Below are 25,754 nucleotides of genomic sequence, written 5' to 3' on the forward strand. Positions count from 1 at the left end.
CTTGTGAGTCGGTTGGAACAATTGTTCCAACCCTTTTTTACCCTTTTTTTCAACGAAATCCATACTAATTATCATCATATTTTAATTAATAAAGCTATAGTCATCTAAAGATTCTTCTAGTATAATAGTTGTAATTATTTTAAATAAGATTTAATAAGGAGGAAAGCTAATGGCTGAGGAGAACGTGGTTATTGAAATGCTCAATGTCACGAAGGCTTTCGGGAATTTTAAGGCAAACGATAATATTAATCTCAAAGTTAAAAAAGGTGAAATCCATGCGCTTTTAGGAGAAAATGGTGCTGGAAAATCAACGCTAATGAATATCCTTTCTGGTTTACTTCAACCAACAAGTGGCGTCATTAAAGTAAACGGGAAAGAAGAAGATATTGCATCACCTACAATCGCAGACAAACTTGGTATTGGAATGGTTCACCAACATTTTATGCTTGTTGATGATTTTACTGTTACTGAAAATATTATTTTAGGTAAAGAAACAAGTCAAGCCGGTGTTTTAAATAATAAAAAAGCACAAAAAATGATTAAAGATTTATCGAATCAGTATCGCTTATATGTTGATCCAAAAGCGAAAGTAGCTGACATATCGGTAGGGATGCAACAACGGATTGAAATTTTAAAAACGCTCTATCGAGGAGCAGACATACTAATTTTTGATGAACCAACAGCTGTTTTAACACCTCAAGAGATTGATGAGTTAATGTCTATAATGAAGGGCCTAGCTGCAGAAGGAAAATCAATTATTCTAATTACTCATAAATTAGATGAAATAAAACAAGTTGCAGATAAAGTTACTGTTATACGTAAAGGACAAAGTATTGGAACCGTAAACACGGCTACAACATCAAAACAAGAACTAGCAGACATGATGGTTGGACGCTCCGTTATATTTAAAACTGATAAGACTGAATCTAATCCAAAAGATGTTGTTTTAGAAATAGATGACTTACATGTCAAGGAAAGTCGTGGGCTGGAAGCTGTTAAAGGTCTAAATTTGAAGGTCCGTGCAGGTGAAGTAGTCGGGATTGCAGGTATTGACGGCAATGGTCAGTCAGAACTCATTCAGGCTATAACGGGTTTACGTAAAGTAGAAAGTGGCACCATCCGTTTAAGCGGTGAGGATGTTACGAATCTTCCACCTAGAAGAATTACTGAAACTGGTTTGGGTCATATTCCGGAAGACCGCCAACGTCATGGACTCATCTTACCAATGACTTTAAGTGAGAATATTTCACTACAAAGTTATTATAAAGAACCGTTAAGTAAAAATCATTTTTTAAATGAAGATGAAATGGATAAATTTGCAGTTCGACTCATTAAAGAATTTGATGTGCGGACTCAAAGTGAGCGCTCAACAGCTGGCTCTTTATCTGGTGGAAACCAACAAAAAGCCATTATTGCTCGCGAATTAGAGCGACAACCGGATTTATTAATTGCGGCTCAACCGACACGAGGGTTGGATGTTGGTGCTATTGAATTTATTCACCAAAGATTAGTCAATCATCGTGATGCAGGTCATGCAGTTATCCTGATGAGCTTTGAATTAGATGAAATATTAAATGTCTCAGACCGCATTGTGGTTATGTATGATGGTAATATTGTCGCAGAAGTAAAACCATCTGAAACAAGTGAACGTGAATTGGGATTACTGATGACAGGTAGTACACTTGAAAAAGCGCGTGAAGAATTAGCAGAAATGAATGTAGGAGGAGGAATAAAAGATGCGTAATCTGTACGACGACAAACGGTTTCAGTCGCTGGCTATTCCTTTTTTCTCAATTATATTAGGAATTATTGCAGGGGCAATACTCATGGTAATGTTTGGCTATGATCCGATAGCAGGATATCGTGCCATGGTTACCGGAGCAGTCGCAAACCCTTTTTATATCGGTCAGACCCTTCGACTAGCAGCTCCTTTAATCGTTATTGGTCTTGGTTTTGCCGTAGCTAACACAGCAGGGTTCTTTAACATTGGTCTATCCGGACAAATGTTAATGGGTTGGTTCGCTTCTGTTTTTGTGGCTCAAGCTTTTCCAGACTTACCGAAATTAATACTTCTACCACTTGCTGTTATAGCAGGTATGATTGCTGGTGCCCTATGGGCCGGCATTGCAGGGTATCTCCGTGCCTATTTTGGCACAAGTGAAGTAATTGTAACCATTATGCTTAACCATATTTCTTATCATGTTGTGAATCATGTTGTCCGGACTTATATGGCAGAAGTTGGCGATTCAACAGAAAAAATTAGCCAAAACGCTAGTCTTCGTTTACCGTTTCTGACAACAATCACTAATAATTCAACGCTTCACAGTGGGATTTTTATTGCGATCATTATGGTTTTTCTTGTATGGATATTTATGAACCAAACAACATTTGGTTTTGAATTACGTTCTGTAGGTCTTAACCCGGATGCAACTGAGTATGCTGGAATGAATGCTAAGAAAAATATTATTTTGGCCATGTTAATGAGTGGGGCACTTGCTGGGTTAGGTGGAACCATGGAAGGATTGGGAAATTTCCAAAACCTATTTGTTCAGGGTGGAATTCCACAACTTGGTTTTGATGGACTAGGTGTGGCATTACTGGGATCAAGTAACCCAATTGGTATTTTATTCTCTGCTTTGTTATTTAGTGTTATGAAAACAGGTGGGACAACTATGCCTTTAGTGGCAGGAATCCCTAATGAAATTGTTGATATTGTGATTGCGATGATTATATTCTTTATCGGCGCTAACTATATTATTCGTTTACTCTTATCAAAAATGAAAAAAACAGAAAAGAAAGAGGTGGCTTAAATGAATATCATCGGAATACTGACGTTAGTTGTGTCGAATACTTTGGTTTATTCTGCCCCTCTGATATTTGCAGCCTTGGGTGGAACTTTTTCTGAACGAAGTGGGATTGTTAACGTAGGGATTGAAGGAATAATGGTTATGGGAGCTTTTTCTTCAATTGTTTTCAACTTGAGTTTTGTTAATGTTTTTGGAAATGCAACACCTTGGGTAGCTTTGTTAGTGGGTGGAATTGTTGGGATTTTATTTTCTCTCATACATGCAGTTGCAACCGTTAACCTACGTGCTGATCATATTATTTCTAGTACTGTTTTGAATTTATTAGCACCGGCACTCGCTTTATTTTTAACAAAAGTCCTTTACCAAAAAGGACAAACAGAATTTATCTCAAAAAACTTTGGAAAAACTAGTTTTCCTATATTAAAAGATATTCCAATTATTGGACCAATCTTTTTTACTAATACACTAGCAGTTGCTCATGTGGGTATTCTTGTAGCAATTATTAGTTATTTCATAATATTCAAAACAACATTCGGGTTGCGCCTTCGTTCTGTAGGAGAGCATCCACAAGCAGCTGACACTCTAGGAATCAATGTTTATTTAATGCGTTACGCAGGAGTAATGATTTCTGGTTTCTTAGGTGGATTTGGTGGGGCTATCGTCGCACAATCAATTTCATTAAACTTCTCACATGCTACAATAGCTGGCCAAGGCTTTATTGCGATGGCTGCGATGATTTTTGGGAAATGGAATCCAATTGGTGTGATGGGCGCAGCTCTATTCTTCGGTTTTTCACAAAGTCTAAGTGTCATTGGAAACTATATTCCAATTATCAAAGATATTCCAAACGTCTATTTATTTATTTTACCTTATGTGTTAACCATTGTTATTTTAGTTGGTTTTATTGGGAAATCCAAAGGACCAGCAGCAAATGGGACAACCTATGTCAAAACAAAATAGACAGGTTAGTGAAAAAACATATGACCCTAAAAAGTCGTATGTTTTTTTGTTTTCATAATTTGTAAATGCCCACTAAGTAGAGTATAGTTTCATTGTATATGCAATTAAGACGAGGAAGTGATCAAATGGATTTACAAATAGCAAACGGTGTTCAAGCACATATTCAAACAACAAATAAGTTCAAAACAGTCCTTATTGAATACAAATTTAGAACCTTATATGAACCGGAAACGGCAACGGCACGTACGTTACTAAAAAATATCTTAGTAACAAATACAAAAAAATATGCATCTCAAAAAGCTCTAGATAACCAAATGTCATGGTTATATGGTGCTTCTTTGAGTTCTGGGTCGCAAAGATATGGTGACCAACATGTCGTAACCTTTCGTTTAAATGTCGTGAACGACCGGTATATTGGTGGGGATGATCATTTGTTAGAGGAAGCATTTTCTTTTTTAAGAGAAATTATTCATCATCCTAACGTTGAAAATAAAAAGTTCCATCAAAAAACTTTTGATCGTGAGAAAATAAATCTCAAACATTATTTTGGTTCATTAAATGATGATAAATCACGCTATGCTGTTATGAAGTTAAATCAACTTCTATTCAAAGGAACAAAACAAAGGTATCTGGGGATGGGGTCAGAAGAATATTTAGATGAAATTACGAGTCAGTCACTCTATCAAACTTACCAAAGTATGATTGAGTCAGATACGGTTGATGTTCTTGTCTCAGGAGATGTATCTTTAAAACGAATAGATGAGATATTAAAAAAGGAATCCCTTCAAGATCGTCAAGCGTTACTAGAATTCCCATTTGTAACATTACCTACACGCGATATAGTCGAAAAAGTTGAAGAAGTTTCAGAAGTCATCCAGGGGAAATTACTTTTGGGATTCCATTCCCCAGCTTATTATAATGAATCAACCTATTTTGCTGGAATCGTTTTTAATGGTTTATTTGGTGGATTCCCTCATTCCAAACTATTCCAAAATGTTCGCGAAAAAGAAAGCCTTGCTTATTCCGCTTCTAGTTTTATGGATTTTATTCGCGGAACAATGGTTGTCCAAACAGGAATCGCATTTGATAAAAAAGATCAAGTGGAAGAAATTGTCCTCGAACAATTAGAAGCAATGAAAAAAGGTGATTTTTCGGACTTGCTGTTTGTACAGACCAAAGATATGCTAATCAATCATTACAACCAAAATGATGACAGCCAGTCTGGTTCATTATCCAAGGTATATTCGAATCGAATCTTGAGAGGAAAAGATTTTTCTGATGATGAATGGTTAGCGGGTGTCAGTCAGGTTACAAAAGAAGAAGTTATGAACCTTGCAGGACAGCTAACACTCCAAGCACTGTTCTTTTTGAAAGGAGAGGAATTACCAAATGCATAAAGTTGAATATCCTTTATTAGATGAAGTAGTTTATTATGAAAAACTTCAAAATGGCCTTCAGGTTATATTGATTCCCAAACCTGGTTTTGCTAAAACCTACGGAATTATGACTACAAATTTTGGTTCAATTGATAACCATTTTATTCCTTTACAGTCTGATCGTGAATTACGAGTACCGGATGGTGTTGCCCACTTTTTAGAACATAAACTTTTTGAAGGAGAAAAGCATGATGCGTTTGAAGATTTTTCTAAATTAGGCTCTTCTGCTAATGCGTTTACTTCCTTTACCCAAACAAGCTACTTGTTCTCTGCAACAAGTCGTGTACTGGAAAATATTGAGACCTTATTAAACTTTGTTCAAGATCCTCATTTTACAGAGGAAGGAACAGAGAAAGAAAAAGGTATCATTACACAAGAGATTCAGATGTATGAAGACAATCCCGATTGGCGATTATTTTATGGGTTGTTAGAAAATATGTATCCCAAGCATGCTATTTCAATTGACATTGCCGGTACAGCTGAGAGTATCCAAGAGATTACGCCAGAGATTCTTCAAATGTGTTACGATACGTTCTATCATCCATCAAATATGAATTTAGTTATTATAGGTAACTTTAATCCTGAAGAAGTGATAGAAGCAGTTCGGATCAATCAGCATAAAAAAGAATTTGCTAGAGAAGAGCCAATCGTGCGTTTTACTGCAACGGAAAACATTGAAGATATTATTCCGCATAAAGAGATTCAAATGGATGTTAAGCGTCCTAAAGTAATGATGGGACTCAAAGGGTTAATTGAACCAAATGCAGGTGACGAGGCAGATAATTATTATTTGATAGGAACACTGCTAATGGAACTTTTATTCGGTAAAGGCTCTGATAACTTTAATCGTATGTATGACGAAGGTATTGTCGATGATAGTTTTGGTTATAATTTTAATATTGATCGTACTTTCAACTTTTTATCGTTAGAAGTTGACACAAACCAGCCTGATCAAGTAATCAGCGAGTGGAAAAAGGTGTTAGTCAACTGGCAAGAAGATGCTGATTTTAATGAAGAAAACTTCCAACTTCTTAAGCGTGCGTTTATCGGCGAGCAATTGCAAGCGTTCAATTCTTTAGAATATATATCTAACCAATATGGTTATTTATACTTTAGTGGAATTGAAATGTTTAAAAGAATAGAACGTTTAGAGGCTATTTCTTTAAATGATGTAAAAGATTTTGCAGCACAGTATATTCGCGAAGATGCTATTAGTACGTTTATAATTAAACCAAAGCGAGTGAACGATCTATGAAAAGCGCTCTTGTCACAGGATCTTCCGGGGACATTGGCAGAAGTGTCTGTAGAAAGCTAGCGGCAGATGGTTGGTCTTTATATTTGCATTATCATTCGAACAAGAAAGTAGTAGATGATTTAATTTATGAATTTACCATTCTTTATCCAGAGCAAGATTTTTTCCCATTGCAAGTTAATCTTGAGGAAGATTATGCAATTGAGCGTCTAAAGAAACAAATATTTTCACTCAATGCAGTTATATTTGCGCACGGAACAACTGAATATGGACTTTTAAAAGATCTAACGTCTGAAAAAATGGATACGTTATGGAAGATGCATGTAAAAATTCCAATATTAATCACACAAGCTTTTCAAAATAAACTTCACCGCGATAGAAATGGAAGAGTCGTTTTTATAAGTTCAGTATATGGCGAAATGGGTAGTGGGAATGAAGTTTTTTATAGTACAGTTAAAGGGGCCCAACTGGCCTTTGTGAGGGCTTATAGCAAAGAGGTAGCAAGTTGGGGAATAACCGTTAATGCCATTAGCCCTGGTGCTATTGATACGCATATGAATGAACACTATTCAGATAATGATTTAGAAGTTTTAAAACAAGAAATTCCAATGCGTCGATTAGGAAAAGCGAGTGAAGTAAGTTTCTGGGTAAGCCAACTCTTACAACCTGAAAGTAGTTATATGACTGGGCAGTCATTAACAATTAGTGGTGGTTGGCTAAAATAGTCGTCTACTTCTATATACTAGAAAATAATATGCTATAATAAGTAAAAAAATATGGAAGGTGGTGTTGGAGTGAGTCAATCGAACCACATTGGTGAAAAATTGAAAAAAGGACGAATTGCAAAAGGATATACTTTAGATTATTTACAACAAGTTACAAAAATTCAAAAGCGTTACCTCATTGCGATTGAGGAAAATAAGTTCGAAGAGCTTCCGGGTGACTTTTTTATTAAAACATTTATTCGCCAGTATGCAGATATAGTAGACGTTGACTTGAATGAGGACAATTTAAATTTTTACAATTTGGACTCTAGCCTTGAACCGCCTGTTAAAGAAACGAATACTGATGATAAGGAACGATTAACCCGTTCACAAGTCAGAAAAAACACAAAGGGGTTAGCCTTTACTTATAATAGTGAAGCGAAAGCTACATTAGCGACCTTGTTAGTTCTATTATTATTTATTTTAATATTAGGAATGATTTGGTTTTATGGTTTTTATAACCGGGATAATTCGATACAGCCAAACCAATCGATTATTAATCAAACCCAAACGGTGCCCTCACAAGAAGGTACTGATTCTGAAGAAGCTGCAGCTGATACAGGGATCACACAAATTAATCAAACTGGATTCGATTTAGAAGCACCCGTATATTCCGTCACACAATTGGAATTTCCGTCTACACTTGTATTGGATATTAATCCAACAGGAGATTCTTGGGTAAGGGTTGATATTGGCGATGAAACACTATTTGAAGGTACGATTAGTGCTGGTTCTCAGGAAGAAATAGAACTTGATAACAATATAGAAGAGATTGTTATCTCGGTAGGATACCTTCCTTCAACTTCAATCACTATTGGAGATGAACAAGTGAATTTGCCGGATAATATTGAAACCACAGAATCTCAAGTATTAACCTTCCAAATAGAGTAACATTAGAAAATATAGTTAGGAGCTTTTTACTTTGAATTTACCAAATAAATTAACTGTGTTACGAATTTATATGATTCCACTTTTTATTATTTTAATGGTTGTTCCTTTTAACTGGGGAGCAATAGAATTATTAGGATCGACAATTGCTACATCCGATTTAATCGGAACAATTATTTTTGCTATCGCCAGTTTTACCGATTGGTTGGATGGCTATATTGCTAGGAGAGACAACATCGTTACTAATTTTGGTAAGTTTGCTGATCCATTGGCAGATAAAATGTTAGTCGCAACTGCCTTTATTATTTTAGTTGAAAAAGGGTTAGCTCCCGCTTGGGTGGTTGCAATTATCATTAGTCGCGAGCTAGCGGTAACCGGACTGCGTTTATTGTTGGTAACAGGTGGGGAAGTCATGGCAGCTGCTTGGCCTGGTAAAATCAAAACAATGACACAAATGCTAGCAATCATTCTTTTGTTTCTAGATAACCTTCCGTTTGAAGGATTAGGTTTACCCGTTGCTACAATCATGCTGTATATTTGTTTATTCTTTACTGTTTATTCGGGTGCTGATTATTTTATTAAAAACAAACAAGTATTTACAGATTCATTTGATAACTAAGATTAGGCTTCAAAAAGAGAACAATTTAAAAATTGTTTTCTTTTTTTAACTGAAATTTAGTCGCTTCGCATATATATGTATAGGAGGAAGATATATGATTGCTGAAATTATCTGCATAGGAACCGAACTATTGATGGGTCAGGTCGTTAATACAAATGCTACTTATATAGCTGATAATTTGTCGCAACTAGGCGTCAATGCATATTTTCAAACGGTTGTCGGTGATAATGTTGATCGAATTGAAGAAGCAATAAAGATTGCTGAAAAAAGAAGTGATTTACTTATTTTTTCAGGTGGTTTAGGACCAACGCAAGATGATGTAACCAAACAAACAGTTGCGAATTGCCTAAACGAACCACTCGTTTTAGATCAAGAAGCTCTCGAACAGATTGAAACTTTCTTTAAGAAAACCAATCGTGAAATGACTGAGAGTAATAAGCAACAAGCACTAACTTTTCTTAATGGGCGCTCTTTCCAAAATAAAAATGGACATGCAATTGGGACTTGGATAGAAAAAGGTCAAAATAGCTACTTGCTACTACCAGGACCACCCAAAGAATTGAAATTGATGCTTGAAGATTCTGTTTACCCTTTCCTAGAAGTAAGAGTAGGTAAAAATAGGGATTTTATTATTTCAAAGACGCTTAGGTTTTATGGAATTGGCGAATCAACCTTAGTTAATAGATTAAACGATTTAATAGAAAAACAGACGAATCCAACAATTGCTCCTTATGCAGGTGAACATGAAGTAACCCTGAGAATAACTGCTAGTGGAAATGGCGTAGAAGAATGCGAGAAGATGATAAAAAAAGTAACAGATAAAATTATTGACCGTGTGGGTGACTATTATTATGGAGAAGGATATAATAATTCCTTAGTAAAAGTAGTCGGAAACTTATTAAGAGATAATAAAAAAACAATTAGTGCTGCAGAGAGTTTAACTGGTGGATTGTTTCAATCACAAATGGTTTCGATTCCCAAATCGGGTGATTTTTTTGTCGGGGGTATAGTCACCTATCATACTGAAATAAAATACCAGGTATTAGGTGTACCTGAACGTGTCATTAAAGAATACGGTGTTGTCAGTGAAGAATGTGCTATTTCGATGGCGGAGAACTGTTTAAAACTATTTGGTACTGATATTGGAATTTCATTTACAGGTGTAGCAGGTCCAGAACCTCTCGAAGGAAATGAAGCCGGAACGGTATGGATTGGTTTGAGTTTTAAGAATAAAGATTCTGTAGCTTATAAGTATCATTTTATGCATAATCGTGAGGGAAATCGTCAAAGAACTGTTATGCAAGGTTTGGACTTATTACGTCGTTCCTTAAACAATAACTAGAACCGAACATGCGTTCACATTTTCCTTGCTTTTTTGGTGTAGGTGTTATAGTATTAGGATGCTGATTAAGAGAAACGAAAAAACCTTTTGGAGGCTATATAATGGCAAGTAATAAAGAAAATAGACAAAAAGCATTAGATGAAGCATTGAAAAAAATTGAGCGTACTTACGGAAAAGGCTCTGTTATGAAAATGGGCGATAAGATTGAAACTGAAATTTCTACTATTCCGAGTGGTTCAATTGCACTTGATATCGCTCTAGGTGTAGGTGGATACCCCCGTGGTAGAATTATAGAAGTCTATGGACCAGAGTCTTCTGGTAAGACTACGGTTGCATTACATGCAATTGCCGAAGCACAGAAAAAAGGGGGCGTTGCGGCATTTATTGATGCGGAGCATGCCTTAGACCCTAAATATGCACGTGCTATTGGTGTCAATGTGGATGAACTTTTGCTATCTCAACCCGATACAGGGGAACAAGGGCTAGAAATTGCAGATGCACTGATTTCCTCTGGAGCAATCGATATTTTGGTTATTGACTCGGTAGCTGCTCTTGTACCACGTGCTGAGATCGAAGGGGAAATGGGAGACTCACATATGGGTCTACAAGCTCGCTTAATGTCACAGGCATTACGTAAACTTTCTGGTTCCATTAACAAAACTAAAACAATCGCTATCTTTATTAACCAAATCCGTGAAAAAATAGGGATTATGTTTGGTAATCCAGAAACAACACCCGGTGGTAGAGCTTTGAAGTTTTACTCAACGGTTCGTTTAGAAGTGAGACGTGCAGAACAAATTAAATCAGGTACAGATATTATGGGGAATCGGACTAAAATTAAAGTTGTAAAAAATAAAGTTGCTCCTCCGTTTAAAATTGCTGAAGTTGACATTATGTACGGAGAAGGTATTTCTAGTGTTGGTGAGGTCGTTGATTTAGCTTCTGAACATGACATTATTAATAAGAGTGGTTCTTGGTACTCATATGAAGATGAACGTATCGGCCAAGGACGCGAAAATGCAAAAAACTATCTTTTAGAAAATCCAAAATTGCTTGAAGAAATAGATAATAAAGTGAGAGCAATTTATGGTATCGGGGTAGACACACCTAAAGAAGCAACAGTTGAAAAAGAAAATGATGGAACAGAAACAAAATAATTTAAATGAAAAGGTTTCGGACAAAAAAGTCCGAAACCTTTTTTTGTCTTATAAAGCACTAAATTCTGTAAGGCCTTTTATAATTTGATTGACAGTAACGGTTACAAAGTTTAGAATGTAGAGTATGTGTTACACTTATAAATAAACACATAAATTAAAAACTTTTTAATTTTTAACGACAAAATGAGTAGATACGGAGGTGAAACGATGGAATGGATGTACCTTGCCTTCGCTGCTATCATAGCCTTAATCTTGGGTGTCGTTATCGGGTATGCATATCGGAAATCGAGTCATGAAAAAGAAATAGCTGGAGCGAAAAATACTGCTGCCGGAATTCTAGAAGAAGCAGAAAGAGAAGCGGAAACAAAGAAAAAAGTAGCTATGTTGGAAGCGAAGGAAGAAAGCCAAAATTATCGTTCAACTATTGAGGAAGAAATTCGTGATAGAAGAAACGAACTTGCCAAACAAGAAAATCGACTTATCCAAAAAGAAGAAAATTTGGATAGAAAAGATAATAATTTTTCCAGACGTGAAAAAACGATTGATCAAAAAGAAGAAGATCTTTTCAAGCGCATGCAAACATTAGTAACTGAAGAAAATCGTATCCAAGCTATCATTGAAGAACAACAGTTAGAATTGGAACGGATTGCAACACTATCAAGAGATGATGCCAAATCTATTATAATGCAAGAAACTGAAGACCAATTAGTCAACGAACGTGCTAAGATGGTTAAAGAATCACAGCAACAAGCGAAAGACGAAGCAGATCGAAAAGCGAGAAATATTATTCTTCAAGCTATTCAACGCAGTTCTGCAGACTTAGTGTCTGAGAGTACGGTTTCTGTTGTTATTTTGCCGAATGATGATATGAAAGGTAGAATAATTGGTCGTGAAGGACGAAACATAAGAACACTTGAGTCTCTAACAGGAATCGATTTGATTATCGATGATACACCTGAAGCAGTCGTGTTAAGTGGTTTTGATCCGATTCGTCGTGAAGTTGCAAAAATTGCACTAGAAAGATTAATCCAAGATGGGCGTATCCATCCAGCTCGTATTGAAGAAGCTGTAGATAAAGCTCGTAAGGAAATGGATGAACGTATTAGAGAGATTGGTGAACAAGCAGCCTTTGAGGTTGGTATTCACTCGCTCCATCCTGATTTAATCAAGATTCTTGGTCGTATGCAGTTTAGAACGAGTTACGGTCAAAATGTTTTAAACCATAGTATCGAAGTTGCAAAACTTGCAGGTGTTATGGCAGCTGAACTTGGAGAAGATATTACTCTAGCAAAACGAGCAGGGCTACTTCATGATATTGGAAAAGCTCTTGATCATGAGATTGAAGGCTCCCACGTGGAAATTGGAGCAGAAATTGCTCAAAGGTATAAAGAAAACCCTGTTGTTGTTAATGCAATCGCATCCCATCATGGTGATGTTGAAGCCAACAGCACAATTTCAGTTCTGGTTGCAGCAGCAGATGCATTGTCTGCAGCACGTCCAGGCGCGCGTAGCGAATCCCTGGAAAATTATATTCGTAGATTAGAACGATTGGAAGGTATTGCGAACGAGTTTGAAGGCGTAGACTACAGTTTCGCTATTCAAGCAGGTCGTGAAATCAGAATTATGGTCAAGCCAGATGCAATTGATGATTCACATGCAGTTCTGATGGCTCGTGACATTAAAGAAAAAATCGAAGAAGAATTAGACTATCCGGGACACATCAAAGTAACGGTTATACGCGAAACAAGAGCAGTTGAATATGCGAAATAAAAAGACAGGGTTTTTACCCTGTCTTTTTCTATTGTCATCAAACTATTTTAAAACTGATTTTATGTTAAACTAATAGAATAGACAAAGTGTAGAGAAGAGGCTTATAAGAATTATGAAAGTGTTATTTGTAGGAGATGTAGTGGGGTCGATTGGTAGAAAGATGCTTTTTGAAACCTTGCCTTTACTAAAGAGCAATTATCGGCCGCAACTTACTATCGTTAATGGAGAAAATGCTGCAGCAGGTAGAGGTATGACAGAAAAAATATACAAAGAATTTTTACAAGCAGGTGTAGACCTTATTACCATGGGTAACCATACTTGGGATAACCGTGATATTTTTGAATTTATTGGAGACGAACGTATAAAAATGATTCGACCCGCCAATTTCCCAGATGGAACGCCTGGAATTGGCTATAAAATAATTCAAATCAATCAAAGTAAAATTGCCGTTATTAATTTACAAGGGCGTGTCTTTTTAAATGATTTAGATGATCCATTTCGGAAAATAGATGAAATTTTAGAGGAGATTCCAAAGGACGTTTTATGTATATTTGTCGACTTTCATGCAGAAGTAACAAGTGAAAAGCAAGCAATGGCTTGGTACCTAGATGGTCGCGTTTCAGCTGTTGTCGGCACTCACACGCATGTCCAAACAAACGATGCCCGTATTTTGCCAAGTGGAACTGCTTATTTAACAGATGCAGGGATGACGGGCGCTTATGATAGCATATTAGGTGTTGAAACGAATATTATTATTAATCGTTTCCTGACCCAAATGCCAGTTCGTCATCAAATACCAGAAGAAGGTCGTAAATTGTTAAGTGGTTGCTATATTGAAATAGACGATAAAACTGGTAAAGCTACTAAAATCGAACCAATTATGGTAAATGACGACCGCCCATTTAAGGAGTGAGTGATTTTGGAACCAACTATTGATCAGATTGAGCCTAGAATAGCGAAGGAATTAGATCAATTAATCACGATGCTAGCAAATAAAGAAGAAATTGTACGGTATAAAGAACTAGAAAAATACGTGCATGAAAATAAGTGGATTAACCACACAATTGAACAAATCAAGAAAAAACAAAAAGAGTTAGTTCAATTTGAACACTACGATAAACCAGAAGCTCATAAGAAAGCACTTGAGGAACTAGCTGAGTTAAATCGACTCTTGGATGAAAATATTACGGTCAAAGCTTACCGAGCATCATTAGAAGAAGCAAATGACATAGTCCAGTTTATTTTTAAAAAAATGCAAGATGAAATAGATATGATTAATGATTGAGGTGACAGAATGCCACAGAAAAAAAAGCAAACACCCATGATGGAACAGTACGCTGCTATTAAAGCACAAAATCCAGATGCTTTTTTATTTTATCGATTGGGTGATTTTTACGAATTATTTAATGAAGATGCTATTAAAGCGGCTAAAATTTTAGAAATAACACTGACAAGTCGCAATAAAAATGCGGAAGACCCTATCCCTATGTGTGGAGTTCCTTATCACTCTGCCAAAGAATATATTCGGAAACTTATTAACGAAGGTTATAAAGTCGCCATATGTGAGCAAATGGAAGATCCTAAAACAACCAAAGGAATGGTTCACCGTGAAGTTGTCCAAGTGCTAACGCCCGGAACTTATATGGATGAATCAGCTGGAGATGGAAAAAATAATAATTATTTAGTTGCTATTGAGAAACATCAACAGACTTATGCGCTTGCTTATGTAGACATTGGCACTGGAGAAGTACGCGTAACCTTATTGAATAATATTGATGCTGTTTTAAATGAACTTCAAACGTTTCAGTCGAAGGAAGTGGTTTTACCCCAAGGATCAGATTATTCTTTTGTAACTTTATTAAAAGAAAAATTCAGGATAGTTGTTTCCTATCAAGAGAAGAAAGAAAAAAGCCAACTTATCGCAACGGTGATGGATGATATCGAAGAAGCAAGTTGCCAAGAAGTTCTGACCTTACTATTGAGTTATTTATCAGATACACAAAAAAGAAGCTTGTCACATATCCAAAAGGCCATCCGTTACCAGCCGGACCAGTATTTAAAGATGGATACCTATGCAAGAAGAAACTTAGAATTAACCACGTCTATACGTGATCAGCAAAAGGCCGGTAGTCTGCTGTGGCTAATCGATCGTACGAAAACAGCTATGGGAGGGCGTAAGCTAAAACAGTGGCTAGAAAAGCCTTTGATAAACCAGGCAGATATATATGTGCGACAAGATAAAGTGCAATCACTGTTGAATCATTACTTTGAACGTATGGATATCAGTCAGGCTCTGTCATCAGTTTATGACTTAGAGCGTTTAGTGGCTAAGATTTCCTTTGGCAATGTTAATGGTCGTGATTTAATTCAATTAAAACATTCTTTGCAACAATTACCTACGCTAAGAAATATATTGTTGGCAACGCAAGATGATATTTGGCAAGAAACGCTCTTAAAGCTAGAAGAAATGCCTGAATTGGTTCATTTAATCGATGTTGCAATTGTTGAGGATCCACCCAACCTCATTACCGATGGTAACATTATCAAAGATGGCTTTCACTCACGACTCGATCAATACCGTGATGCGATGACAAATGGGAAAAAATGGATTGCGACTCTTCAGCAAACTGAGAGGAAGCGGACTGGAATTAAAACGCTCAAAATTGGCTTTAACCGCGTTTTTGGTTATTATATCGAAGTAACAAAAGCCAACGTCCCGCTTCTGCCAGAAGGACTCTATGATCGCAAACAAACCCTTGCAAATGCAGAACGCTTTATTACACCGGAATTGAAAGAAAAAGAGCAAATCATTCTCGAAGCAGAAGAAAAATCGGCCAGTTTAGAATACCAGCTATTTTTAGAAGTACGTGAAAAAGTAAAACAACACAGTGAAAAACTACAGGAATTGGCTAAACAAATTTCTGAAATAGACGTGTTTCAGTGCTTTGCAGAAATTTCTGAAGAAAAACATTATACGCGTCCTAAAATTTTGGCAGATTCAAAAACCATTACTATTGAAAACGGACGCCATCCAGTTGTTGAAGAAGTATTAGGAAAAGAGAAATACATTGCTAATGATTTAAAAATGGAAGAGGGTACTGATATTTTACTCATTACCGGTCCTAATATGTCTGGTAAAAGTACCTATATGCGTCAGTTAGCCTTAATTGCCATTTTAAGTCAGATAGGTTGTTATGTACCTGCTGATCGCGTAGAATTACCAATATTCGATCAAATATTTACACGTATTGGAGCCGCAGACGACTTATATTCTGGTCAAAGTACGTTTATGGTTGAAATGGTTGAAACCAACCAGGCGATTCAATATGCGACCGATCGTAGTCTTATTTTATTCGATGAAATTGGTCGTGGGACCGCAACATTTGATGGCATTGCTTTAGCAGAGGCGATTTTACGCCATTTAAATCAATCAAATAAAGGAAAAGTTTTATTTTCAACCCATTATCACGAATTAACCGTTCTGGATCAAGAATTGCTAGGGGTAACGAACGTCCACGTTGGGGCGATTGAACAAAATGGTGAGTTAGTCTTTTTACATAAGGTTATGCCTGGTCCAGCTGATAAGAGTTACGGGCTTCATGTAGCGAAATTAGCTGGGATGCCGACGAGCTTGCTAACAGAAGCAAGACAAATTTTAAATCGTTTAGAAAAACAAGATAAAAAAGCAAAAGTGAATGATGATGGTGAGCAATTGTCATTATTTATGGAATCCCAGTTTGACTTGAACGAAAAAGAAGTTATAACAGAATTAAATGATTATCCTCTAGAGAAATATGCACCTCTTGAAGTCATGAACCAAGTGCATGAATGGAAGCAGTTATTGAAGAAGAAATGAAGGTGAGAATTTTGGCAACTATTAAAGAATTATCAGCACAGTTAAGTAATCAAATCGCTGCCGGTGAAGTCATTGAAAGGCCGTCATCTATTGTTAAGGAATTGGTTGAAAATTCAATTGATGCTGAAAGCACCCAAATTGATATTTATGTTGAAGAAGCAGGGTTACGTAAAATTATTGTAAGTGACAACGGCCAAGGCATTCATCCAGATGAAGTCAAACTCGCATTTGAGCGTCATGCAACCAGTAAAATTTATACGGCACATGATTTATTTCGAATTCACTCACTTGGTTTTCGTGGTGAGGCTTTGCCCAGTATTGCTTCGGTTTCAAAGGTAACACTTGAAACGGCAATTGAAGACATGCCAGGTAAGTACATCAGGATTGAAGGCGGAGTCGTTGTAGAAGAACGCCTTCATGGAGCAAGAAAAGGGACAACAACGACCGTTGAAAGCTTATTTTATAATACACCAGCACGATTAAAGTACGTCCGAACCTTGCAAACGGAATTAGCGAATATTGTTGATATTGTAAATCGCTTGTCACTTAGTCATCCAAACATCGCTTTCCGTCTTGTAAATGAAAGCAATCAAATGTTAAGAACAAGCGGGAATGGCGATTTAAAACAGGCAGTAGCAGGTGTTTATGGAACGGATGTAGCACGGAAAATGCTAGCCATTGAATCTGAAAACTTGGACTTTAAGGTTTCTGGATATGTTAGCAAACCAGAAATTACTCGTGCCAGTCGCAACTACATAACACTGATTTTAAACGGCCGTTACATTAAAAATTACACCTTACAAAAGGCAATTGTAGAAGGCTACGGATCAAGGTTGATGGTTGGCAGGTTTCCAATTGCTATTATTAAGGTCGAAACAGATCCGCTTCTACTAGACGTTAATGTCCATCCTTCAAAAAAGGAGATTCGGATCAGTAAAGAAGCAGCATTGGCATCACTTGTTATAGAAGCTATTCAACTGTCTATGCAGGAGTCAACATTTATACCCAGTGGGATTGAAAATCTAGCATTCGAACGTCGGTCAAGTAGAGAAAATACTTACCAACAAATGCAAGTTGATTTTCAAACGGAGAAAAGTACGTTAGCAGAAGAGCCTCAGCCCTTAGAGATAAAAAAAGATAATAGCAATTTTCTACAACCAAGTAATCACAACGAACCAATCTTTAAAACAGTTGAAAACATGCAAGAAGAAGAGGTTGTTGAACGCCACTTTCCTCAACTTTATTACTTTGGACAAATGCATGGTACTTATTTATTTGCACAGAACGAAACAGGCTTATATATGATTGATCAGCACGCTGCTCAAGAGCGAATCAAGTATGAATATTTCCGAGAAGAAATCGGTCATGTATCAGACAATCAACAAGGATTACTCGTACCAATTACAATTGAGTTGCCTTTAGATGACTACTTAAAAATCAATGAAAATTTGGATAAAATGCTTGAAATGGGGATTCAATTAGAACCATTTGGCAAACAAACCTTTCTCCTATCCCAGCATCCAAGTTGGTTTGAAGCAGGACAAGAAGAAGCAATTGTAAAAGATATTGTTCAAATGATTCTATCTGAAGAACGTGTTTCCGTGAAAAAATTACGAGAAGAAACGGCAATTATGATGAGTTGTAAACGATCCATTAAGGCTAATCACTATTTAAGTGATGCGGAAGCGATTCAACTACTGAATGATTTAGCACAAACAAAAAACCCTTTTAATTGTCCACATGGGCGCCCCGTTTTGATTCATTTATCAAACAAAGACATGGAAAAAATGTTTAAACGTATTCAAGACCCGCACTAAGTCGAGTTATTTTAAAAATACAAAAAAATCAGGTATACTATTAAGACAAAGGCAAAAGAAAAAGGTGAAAACATATGGTTAATAAAGAAGATTTGAAACAACGATTGACTCGTGAACAATATGAAGTAACGCAAAATGAAGCAACTGAACGTCCTTTTTCAGGTGAATACGATGATTTTTATGAAAAAGGAATTTTTGTAGATGTTGTTAGCGGAGAGCCATTATTTAGCTCTACAGACAAATATGATGCTGGGTGTGGTTGGCCATCCTTTACGAAACCCATTTCTAAACTAACTGAAAAAACCGACCGTAAACTTTTGAGAACGCGGACAGAAGTGAGAAGTTCGGAAGCCGATTCTCATTTGGGTCATGTTTTTGAAGATGGACCGCAAGAATTTGGTGGCCTTCGCTATTGTATTAATTCAGCTGCAATGCGCTTTGTTGCCTATGAAGATTTAGAAAAAGAAGGATACGGCGACTATAAATCTTTATTTGAGTAAAAATCATAAAGCAGATGTAGAAAGTTACCGGAAGGGACTTTCTACTTTTTTTGAACATGATTTTATAAAATAAAGTTTTTATCCAATGTTTTTATTGGATATGATATGATGATTGATAGAGATAATTGGAAGGGGAATAGGAATTATGTATGAGTATATGCGTGGGAAGTTGGAAGAAATCCATCCACTCTATGTGGTTTTAGAACTTAGTGGGATTGGTTACCAAATTCTTGTAGCAAATCCATTCCGTTATTCATCGCAACTTAAACAAGAGATTCAGCTATATATTTACCAAGCCGTTCGTGAAGATAGTCAAACCTTGTATGGTTTTAAGGATTTTAAAGAAAAACAACTGTACTTGAAGCTGATAAGTGTTTCGGGTATTGGGCCAAAGAGCGGCTTATCCATATTGGCTAATGGGGATCATGAGGGGCTTATTCAGGCGATTGAAAACGAAAACAGTAAATACTTGACTAAATTCCCTGGAGTAGGTAAAAAAACAGCTTCACAAATTATTTTAGATTTGAAGGGTAAATTATCCGATCTTTTAGATGGCTCTGAACTGGACGTAAGCGAAGGATTAAATAGTCATGCTGATACATACATTAGTGAAGCCGAAGAAGCACTGCAAGGATTAGGGTATTCAACTCGTGAAGTAACGAAAATAATGCCACAACTAAAAGCAACTAATTATACAAGCACAGAAGAGGTACTTCGAGTTGCATTTAAATTATTACTTAAAGGATAGGAAGGAGGGTAAGTATGACGGATGATTATCGCGTGATGTCAAGTGATATAAGCGACGATGGTGAAGAAGTCATTGAATTAAGTTTGCGCCCACAAACTTTAAGTGAGTATATCGGCCAAAAAAAGGTAACGGACGAGCTTAAAATATATATTGAAGCAGCAAGGTTCCGGAACGAAGCCCTCGATCACGTTCTTTTATATGGACCACCAGGACTCGGGAAAACCACATTAGCGCGTGTAATCGCGAATGAGATGGGTGTGAATATTCATACAACGAGTGGCCCAGCAATCGAAAAGCCAGGGGATTTAATGGTTTTATTGAATGAATTAGAAGCCGGAGACATTTTTTTTATCGATGAAATCCATCGTTTGCCGCGTATTGTAGAAGAAATTCTTTATTCGGCTATGGAAGACTACTTCGTAGATATTATTGTGGGACAAGATGCAACTGCCCGCCCTGTTCACTTTTCTTTGCCACCTTTCACCTTAGTAGGCGCAACTACTAAAGCCGGAAGCCTTTCGGCGCCATTACGAGCCCGTTTTGGTATTGTTTTGCGAATGGACTTTTATGATGAAAAGGATTTAGAAAAGATTGTTGTTCGAACTGCAAATGTTTTAAATAGTAATATTGAAAAAGATGGTGCCATTGAAATTGCGCGACGCTCCAGAGGGACCCCGCGAATTGCGAACCGCCTCTTACGTCGAGTTCGCGATTACACACAAGTTTATGCGGATGGAATTATTTCCAACATTATGGCTGATAAGGCTTTAACTCTGTTACGAGTAGATCAAAAGGGACTGGACGCTGTAGACCGACAAATTTTGACTACTATGATTGAACACTATCAGGGTGGCCCTGTTGGAATAAGCTCAATTGCTGCCACAATAGGGGAAGATCGCGATACGATTGAAGATATGTATGAACCATACCTTTTACAAATTGGTTTTTTAAGAAGAACACAACGGGGACGTATGGTAACTGCTTCTGCTTATGAGCATCTGGGTTACCAAATACCAAAAAATATCTAATAAACTTAATCAAGAAAATGAGGAATAGATGTGAAGACAAGTGATTTTGACTTTGATTTACCGGAAGAATTGATAGCTCAAGTACCTTTGAAAGATCGTACTTCATCGCGTTTACTACTTTTAGATTCAGATACAGGACAGATAGAAGATAGCCATTTTCCATCTATTTTGGATGAATTAAAAGCAGGTGATGCTTTAGTCCTAAACAACACGCGCGTCTTACCCGCACGACTACATGGTGTTAAACCAGATACAGGAGCTCATATGGAAGTATTGCTTTTAAACAATACTGAAGGTGATCGCTGGGAAACTCTCGTAAAACCCGCTAAACGTGCCAAAGTAGGGACTGTTCTGTCTTTTGGGAAAGGCCAGTTAATAGCAGTCGTAAAAGAAGTTTTGGATCACGGAGGAAGGATTATTGAATTCCAATATGAGGGGATTTTCTTAGAGATTTTAGAAGCACTAGGCGAAATGCCACTACCACCTTATATTAAAGAGAAATTAGATGATGCAGAGCGTTATCAAACGGTCTACGCAAAAGAAAACGGTTCAGCAGCAGCACCAACAGCAGGGTTGCATTTTACAAAAGAATTAATAGCCCAAGCAGAAGCAAAAGGGGTACAAATTGTTTATTTAACCTTGCATGTCGGACTAGGGACGTTTCGTCCGGTATCTGTAGAGGATTTAGATAGCCATGAAATGCACTCTGAATTCTATGAGCTTTCTGAAGAATCTGCTCAAAAATTAAAAGAAGTTAAACAGACAGGTGGACGTATTATTGCAGTAGGAACGACTTCTATCCGTACTTTAGAAACAATTGGAACCAAATTCAACGGTGAAATCAAGGCAGACAGTGGCTGGACGGATATTTTTATTTCGCCTGGCTATACGTTTAAACTGGTAGATGGCTTTATTACTAATTTTCATTTGCCAAAATCGACTTTAATCATGCTAGTGAGTGCCTTTGCTGGACGTGAACGTGTTCTTGAGGCTTATGAGCATGCAGTAAGAGAAAAGTACCGTTTCTTTAGTTTTGGAGATGCGATGTTTGTCAAACCTAAGTCAGAATCCATATAAAAAAGGAACCGCCTTTGAGTCTTAACTCAAATAGCGGTTCCTTTTAAGCACTGATTGAAAAATTAAACATTTGCACTTTTACTCTTAGGGAATATTTCTGTAATAGCGATAACAATTAGAGCTACAAATAAACCTAGAATAGAGGCTCCCACAAAGTTATAAGCATTTCCTTCTAGTGCACTCCCTATATAAAAAGCAACTTGACCTAAAATAAATCCCCAAATTAATGTTACGATATATTTCATGTTTTGCACCTTCTCTCACACTATATTGTAACACTTTTCAATAATAACTCAAGATAATATTAAACAGAATGGCTATTTAATCGGTGCGTATTCGTATATACTAGATTTGTATAGGAAGGAGGAGAGGTACGGTGTCATTCGTCCATCTTCAAGTAATTAGCCATTATTCCCTGCTCCAAACCACAACGTCTTTAGAAGATCTAGTCCGACTTTCTAAAGAAAGAGGATACCAAGCAATTGCCTTAACAGATTACAATTACTTGTATGGGCAGCTAGATTTTTTTAAATTATGTAAAAAATATAAAATAAAACCCATAATAGGCGTTCAAATAGAATTACCAGGTATTATTCAAACAGACAGAGAATTCCCTCTCGTTATACTGGCTAAAAATGACAAGGGATATAGAAATTTGATGGCATTATCAACCTTGAAGTCAAAAGGTGATATGCTTACTTTCAAAAAAGTTTTACAAGAAGGTATGGCAGATCTTATTGCTATTACTCCAGGTAAAACGGGAGAGATTGAGTGGTTTTTAAATCAAAATGAGATAGAAAAAGCCCAAGAAATAGCACTTTACTGGAAAAAAACATTTGAAAGAGAACAATTTCTTTTAGGAATTCAAGTATATAAGAGCATTCAAAATTTAATTCTACCTTTGAAACGGTTAGGAGAAAAGACAGGTATCCCAACTATCGCCATGGGAGATGTCCGTTACTTGAATGCTGATGATTATTTCAGTACGAAAGTTCTACAAGCAATCGGCAAAGGCGAACAAATTGAAATAAAAGAAGAAGCTCTAACGGGTCAACACTATTTAAGAGAGGCCACGGAAACATTAGCACTTTTTTCAAAATGGGATTTGGAAAAAGAAGCGGCTATGACCGTCAAAGTGGCAGAGGCGATTCACATAAATATTCCCTTACATCAAAACCTATTGCCACGCTATCCCATCCCAAAAGAAACCACTACGCAAAACTATTTAAAAGATCTGTGTAGGGAAGGGCTTAAAAATAGAGTGCCTAGTGCGGGAGAAGAGTACTTTAAACGGCTCAATTATGAATTATCAGTTATTCACGATATGGGTTTTGATGATTATTTTTTAATTGTTTGGGACGTTATGGATTACGCGCGTCGCAAAAAAATATTACCCGGTGCTGGGAGAGGGTCTGCAGCCGGTTCTTTAGTTGCTTACGCATTGAATATCACTCATGTGGACCCAATTCGATATGCCTTGCTATTTGAGCGGTTTTTAAATAAAGCACGTTATACGTTGCCAGATATTGACCTTGACTTTCCAGATGACCGTCGTGATGAAGTCTTACATTACGTCCAACATAAATATGGGGAGGACCACGTTGCTCAGATTATTACCTTTGGGACACTGGCAGCGAAGATGTCTCTACGTGATACTGCCCGTGTGTTTGGACTGACTACGCAAGAAGCGGGAAGATGGTCGGCGGCAATCCCTAATCAATTGGGAATCAATTTAAAAGAGTCCTTTAGAAAATCATCAGGCTTACAAAAATTGATTGAAGAATCTCCAAAAAACAAATTATTATTTGAAACAGCCCAAAAAATTGAAGGATCTCCTCGACACATTTCAACGCATGCAGCAGGGGTAGTTATAAGCGATCGTTCCTTGGTTGATTTGATTCCGCTTCAATATCGCGAGGGAGAACTTCTCCTCACTCAGTATCCTATGGGGAATGTTGAAGAAATTGGCTTATTGAAAATGGATTTTTTAGGTTTAAAAAACTTAACCATTTTAAATAACGCCATTCAGCTAGCAGAGGAACAAGCACACCTATCAATCGATATATTTGCTCTGCCAACCGATGATCAAGAAACCATGAACCTATTTAAGAGAGCCGATACAAATGGGATTTTTCAATTTGAATCAGCTGGTATTCGAAATGTTTTACGTCGACTTGGGCCAGAAAACATTGAAGATTTAGTAGCTGTTAATGCTTTATATCGACCTGGTCCAATGGAGCAAATAGAAGCATTTATCAATCGTAAAAAAGGCAAAGAAGCAATCGTTTACCCGCATCCTAATCTAGAACCTATTCTGAAAGTCACTTACGGAATTATGGTATATCAAGAACAAGTTATGCAGGTGGCATCAAAATTAGCTGGGTTTACACTTGGTGAAGCAGATATTTTGCGCCGTGCAATCGGGAAAAAGCACAAAGAAACGATTGATCAAGAGCGTGATCATTTTATTACAGGCGCCCTAGAAAATGGCTATGACCAGAGTACAGCGATACAAGTATATGACTATATAGAACGTTTTGCGAACTATGGATTTAACCGTTCCCATTCGGTTGCCTATTCATTCATTGCTTATCAGATGGCTTATATGAAGACTCATTACCCCGTCGCTTTTTTTGCTGCTTTATTAAATTCGATTAACCCTCATTCTGATAAGATGAATGATTATATTTTAGATATAAAAAAACATCATTTAGAGACGCTTCACCCTGATATTAATGAGAGCATTTGGAATTTTTCAGTACAAAATGGCAAAATACAGTTTGGTTTAGGTAGTATCAAAGGTTTAAGACGGGATTTTATTCAAGCTATTTTAAAAGAGAGAAAAGCATCCGGACCTTATAAACATTTTGTACAGTTCTTGAGGCGCTTACCTGAAAAATGGTTAAAATCAGAACTGATTGAACCGCTTATTTTCAGTGGTGTTTTTGATTCTTTTGGATACAACCGTGCGACACTTTGTCAATCTTTACCAGGGATGCTTACAAGTATTGCTTACAGTGGGAATAATATTGGACTATTTCAGGTACTGGAACCTAAGTATATTTTAAGTGAAGAATTGTCACCCATTCAGTTGGCTGAAAAAGAAGAAGAGTACTTAGGTTTTTCTCTTAGAGGGCACCCAATTGATGCATATGATTACCTGTACGCACAAGAAGGCTTAAAATATATTAGTGAATTAGAAGCTTCACGACCTGAACAAATCATGGGATTATTAAAAGAAATTAAAAGGATACAAACGAAAAAAGGAGATGCCATGGCATTCTTAACGGTTACCGATAGTTCAGGCGTTTTGAGCGTGACAGTCTTTCCAGAATTGTATCGCCGCTATTTAAAAATATTAAAAGAAGGGCGTTTACTTGTTTTAAATGGTAAACTCGATGTTAAACGCGGAAAAGATCATGAATCATTTATTGTTAAATCAATAACAGAGTTAGAAGAATTTGTTCATAAAAGCCAAGAAAAATCAAAGAAATGTTATATTCGGTTAACACCAGAGAATAAAAAGCAATTTGAAGAAGTGGGCTTATTATTGAAAAAACACCCCGGAGAAACACTGGTTATCGTTGTTGATACAATCAGTAATCGTACAATATTAATGGACAAAACTTACTGTTTCAATTATTCTGAAGAAGTGGCAAGATCACTTGAATTACTAGTAGGTAAGTCTAATTTTATTTTAAAATGACGATTTTGATTGTTATCGATAACAAGA

The 25,754-nt window shown here is 36.8% G+C and carries 21 protein-coding genes; 20 read left to right on the forward strand and 1 reads right to left on the reverse strand.

What is annotated here, in order from left to right; translation table 11 throughout:
* The first annotated feature begins 169 nt into the window (after positions 1-169).
* The 19 genes from BW727_RS03075 (at position 170) to queA (ending at position 22,021) form a co-directional block, all read left to right on the forward strand.
* Positions 170-1,744 carry an ABC transporter ATP-binding protein gene (locus tag BW727_RS03075; RefSeq protein ID WP_062472135.1) on the forward strand — a complete coding sequence of 525 codons (1,575 nt, stop codon included), beginning with the start codon at positions 170-172 and terminating at the stop codon, positions 1,742-1,744.
* A complete protein-coding gene (locus tag BW727_RS03080; RefSeq protein ID WP_062472132.1) occupies positions 1,737-2,810 on the forward strand; it encodes an ABC transporter permease in 1,074 nt (357 codons plus the stop codon). Before BW727_RS03075 ends, BW727_RS03080 begins: the two co-directional genes overlap by 8 nt.
* Positions 2,811-3,767 (forward strand): ABC transporter permease, encoded by a 957-nt coding sequence (locus BW727_RS03085; protein ID WP_062472130.1) that lies wholly within the window; start codon positions 2,811-2,813, stop codon positions 3,765-3,767. It begins immediately after the preceding gene.
* 125 nt (positions 3,768-3,892) lie between these two features.
* Positions 3,893-5,164: an EF-P 5-aminopentanol modification-associated protein YfmF gene (gene yfmF / locus BW727_RS03090; RefSeq protein WP_062472128.1), complete on the forward strand. Its 1,272-nt coding sequence runs from the start codon at positions 3,893-3,895 to the stop codon at positions 5,162-5,164.
* Positions 5,157-6,458 carry an EF-P 5-aminopentanol modification-associated protein YfmH gene (yfmH, locus tag BW727_RS03095; RefSeq protein WP_062472125.1) on the forward strand — a complete coding sequence of 434 codons (1,302 nt, stop codon included), beginning with the start codon at positions 5,157-5,159 and terminating at the stop codon, positions 6,456-6,458. The genes yfmF and yfmH overlap by 8 nt, the downstream gene beginning before the upstream one ends.
* Positions 6,455-7,180 (forward strand): elongation factor P 5-aminopentanone reductase, encoded by a 726-nt coding sequence (ymfI, locus tag BW727_RS03100; RefSeq protein ID WP_062472121.1) that lies wholly within the window; start codon positions 6,455-6,457, stop codon positions 7,178-7,180. Before yfmH ends, ymfI begins: the two co-directional genes overlap by 4 nt.
* A 69-nt stretch (positions 7,181-7,249) precedes the next feature.
* The gene (locus tag BW727_RS03105) at positions 7,250-8,110 is read left to right on the forward strand and encodes a helix-turn-helix domain-containing protein (RefSeq protein WP_062472118.1); all 861 of its coding nucleotides are present in this window, start codon (positions 7,250-7,252) and stop codon (positions 8,108-8,110) included.
* 31 nt (positions 8,111-8,141) lie between these two features.
* Positions 8,142-8,726, forward strand: coding sequence for a CDP-diacylglycerol--glycerol-3-phosphate 3-phosphatidyltransferase (gene pgsA, locus BW727_RS03110; RefSeq protein WP_062472115.1), 585 nt, complete (start codon positions 8,142-8,144; stop codon positions 8,724-8,726).
* Between the two features lie 94 nt (positions 8,727-8,820).
* Positions 8,821-10,068 carry a competence/damage-inducible protein A gene (locus BW727_RS03115; RefSeq protein WP_062472112.1) on the forward strand — a complete coding sequence of 416 codons (1,248 nt, stop codon included), beginning with the start codon at positions 8,821-8,823 and terminating at the stop codon, positions 10,066-10,068.
* Between the two features lie 101 nt (positions 10,069-10,169).
* Entirely contained in the window at positions 10,170-11,225 is a 1,056-nt protein-coding gene (recA, locus tag BW727_RS03120; RefSeq protein ID WP_062472108.1) for a recombinase RecA, read from the forward strand.
* A gap of 216 nt (positions 11,226-11,441) precedes the next feature.
* Positions 11,442-12,995, forward strand: coding sequence for a ribonuclease Y (gene rny, locus BW727_RS03125; protein ID WP_418268858.1), 1,554 nt, complete (start codon positions 11,442-11,444; stop codon positions 12,993-12,995).
* A gap of 112 nt (positions 12,996-13,107) precedes the next feature.
* On the forward strand, positions 13,108-13,908 hold the full coding sequence (locus BW727_RS03130; protein WP_062472102.1) for a TIGR00282 family metallophosphoesterase: 801 nt from the start codon (positions 13,108-13,110) through the stop codon (positions 13,906-13,908).
* 6 nt (positions 13,909-13,914) lie between these two features.
* Positions 13,915-14,280 carry a YlbF family regulator gene (locus BW727_RS03135; protein WP_062472099.1) on the forward strand — a complete coding sequence of 122 codons (366 nt, stop codon included), beginning with the start codon at positions 13,915-13,917 and terminating at the stop codon, positions 14,278-14,280.
* A gap of 9 nt (positions 14,281-14,289) precedes the next feature.
* A complete protein-coding gene (gene mutS, locus BW727_RS03140) occupies positions 14,290-16,851 on the forward strand; it encodes a DNA mismatch repair protein MutS (protein ID WP_062472096.1) in 2,562 nt (853 codons plus the stop codon).
* 11 nt (positions 16,852-16,862) lie between these two features.
* Complete coding sequence (gene mutL, locus BW727_RS03145; protein WP_062472181.1) at positions 16,863-18,668, forward strand: DNA mismatch repair endonuclease MutL; 1,806 nt, start codon at positions 16,863-16,865, stop codon at positions 18,666-18,668.
* 74 nt (positions 18,669-18,742) lie between these two features.
* The gene (msrB, locus tag BW727_RS03150) at positions 18,743-19,168 is read left to right on the forward strand and encodes a peptide-methionine (R)-S-oxide reductase MsrB (RefSeq protein ID WP_062472093.1); all 426 of its coding nucleotides are present in this window, start codon (positions 18,743-18,745) and stop codon (positions 19,166-19,168) included.
* A 145-nt stretch (positions 19,169-19,313) separates the two neighbouring features.
* On the forward strand, positions 19,314-19,916 hold the full coding sequence (ruvA, locus tag BW727_RS03155) for a Holliday junction branch migration protein RuvA (RefSeq protein ID WP_062472090.1): 603 nt from the start codon (positions 19,314-19,316) through the stop codon (positions 19,914-19,916).
* A gap of 14 nt (positions 19,917-19,930) precedes the next feature.
* Positions 19,931-20,944, forward strand: a complete 1,014-nt coding sequence (gene ruvB, locus BW727_RS03160; RefSeq protein WP_062472087.1) for a Holliday junction branch migration DNA helicase RuvB — start codon at positions 19,931-19,933, stop codon at positions 20,942-20,944.
* A gap of 30 nt (positions 20,945-20,974) precedes the next feature.
* Positions 20,975-22,021 (forward strand): tRNA preQ1(34) S-adenosylmethionine ribosyltransferase-isomerase QueA, encoded by a 1,047-nt coding sequence (gene queA, locus BW727_RS03165; protein WP_062472084.1) that lies wholly within the window; start codon positions 20,975-20,977, stop codon positions 22,019-22,021.
* 62 nt (positions 22,022-22,083) lie between these two features.
* On the opposite strand, the gene BW727_RS03170 is transcribed toward queA, so the two are convergent.
* Entirely contained in the window at positions 22,084-22,266 is a 183-nt protein-coding gene (locus BW727_RS03170; RefSeq protein ID WP_062472081.1) for a YjzD family protein, read from the reverse strand.
* Between the two features lie 131 nt (positions 22,267-22,397).
* Between BW727_RS03170 and dnaE the strand changes: the two genes are divergently transcribed.
* Complete coding sequence (dnaE, locus tag BW727_RS03175) at positions 22,398-25,727, forward strand: DNA polymerase III subunit alpha (RefSeq protein ID WP_062472078.1); 3,330 nt, start codon at positions 22,398-22,400, stop codon at positions 25,725-25,727.
* Positions 25,728-25,754: the final 27 nt, after the last annotated feature.

This window comes from Jeotgalibaca dankookensis (assembly GCF_002005405.1).
Lineage (GTDB): Bacteria > Bacillota > Bacilli > Lactobacillales > Aerococcaceae > Jeotgalibaca > Jeotgalibaca dankookensis.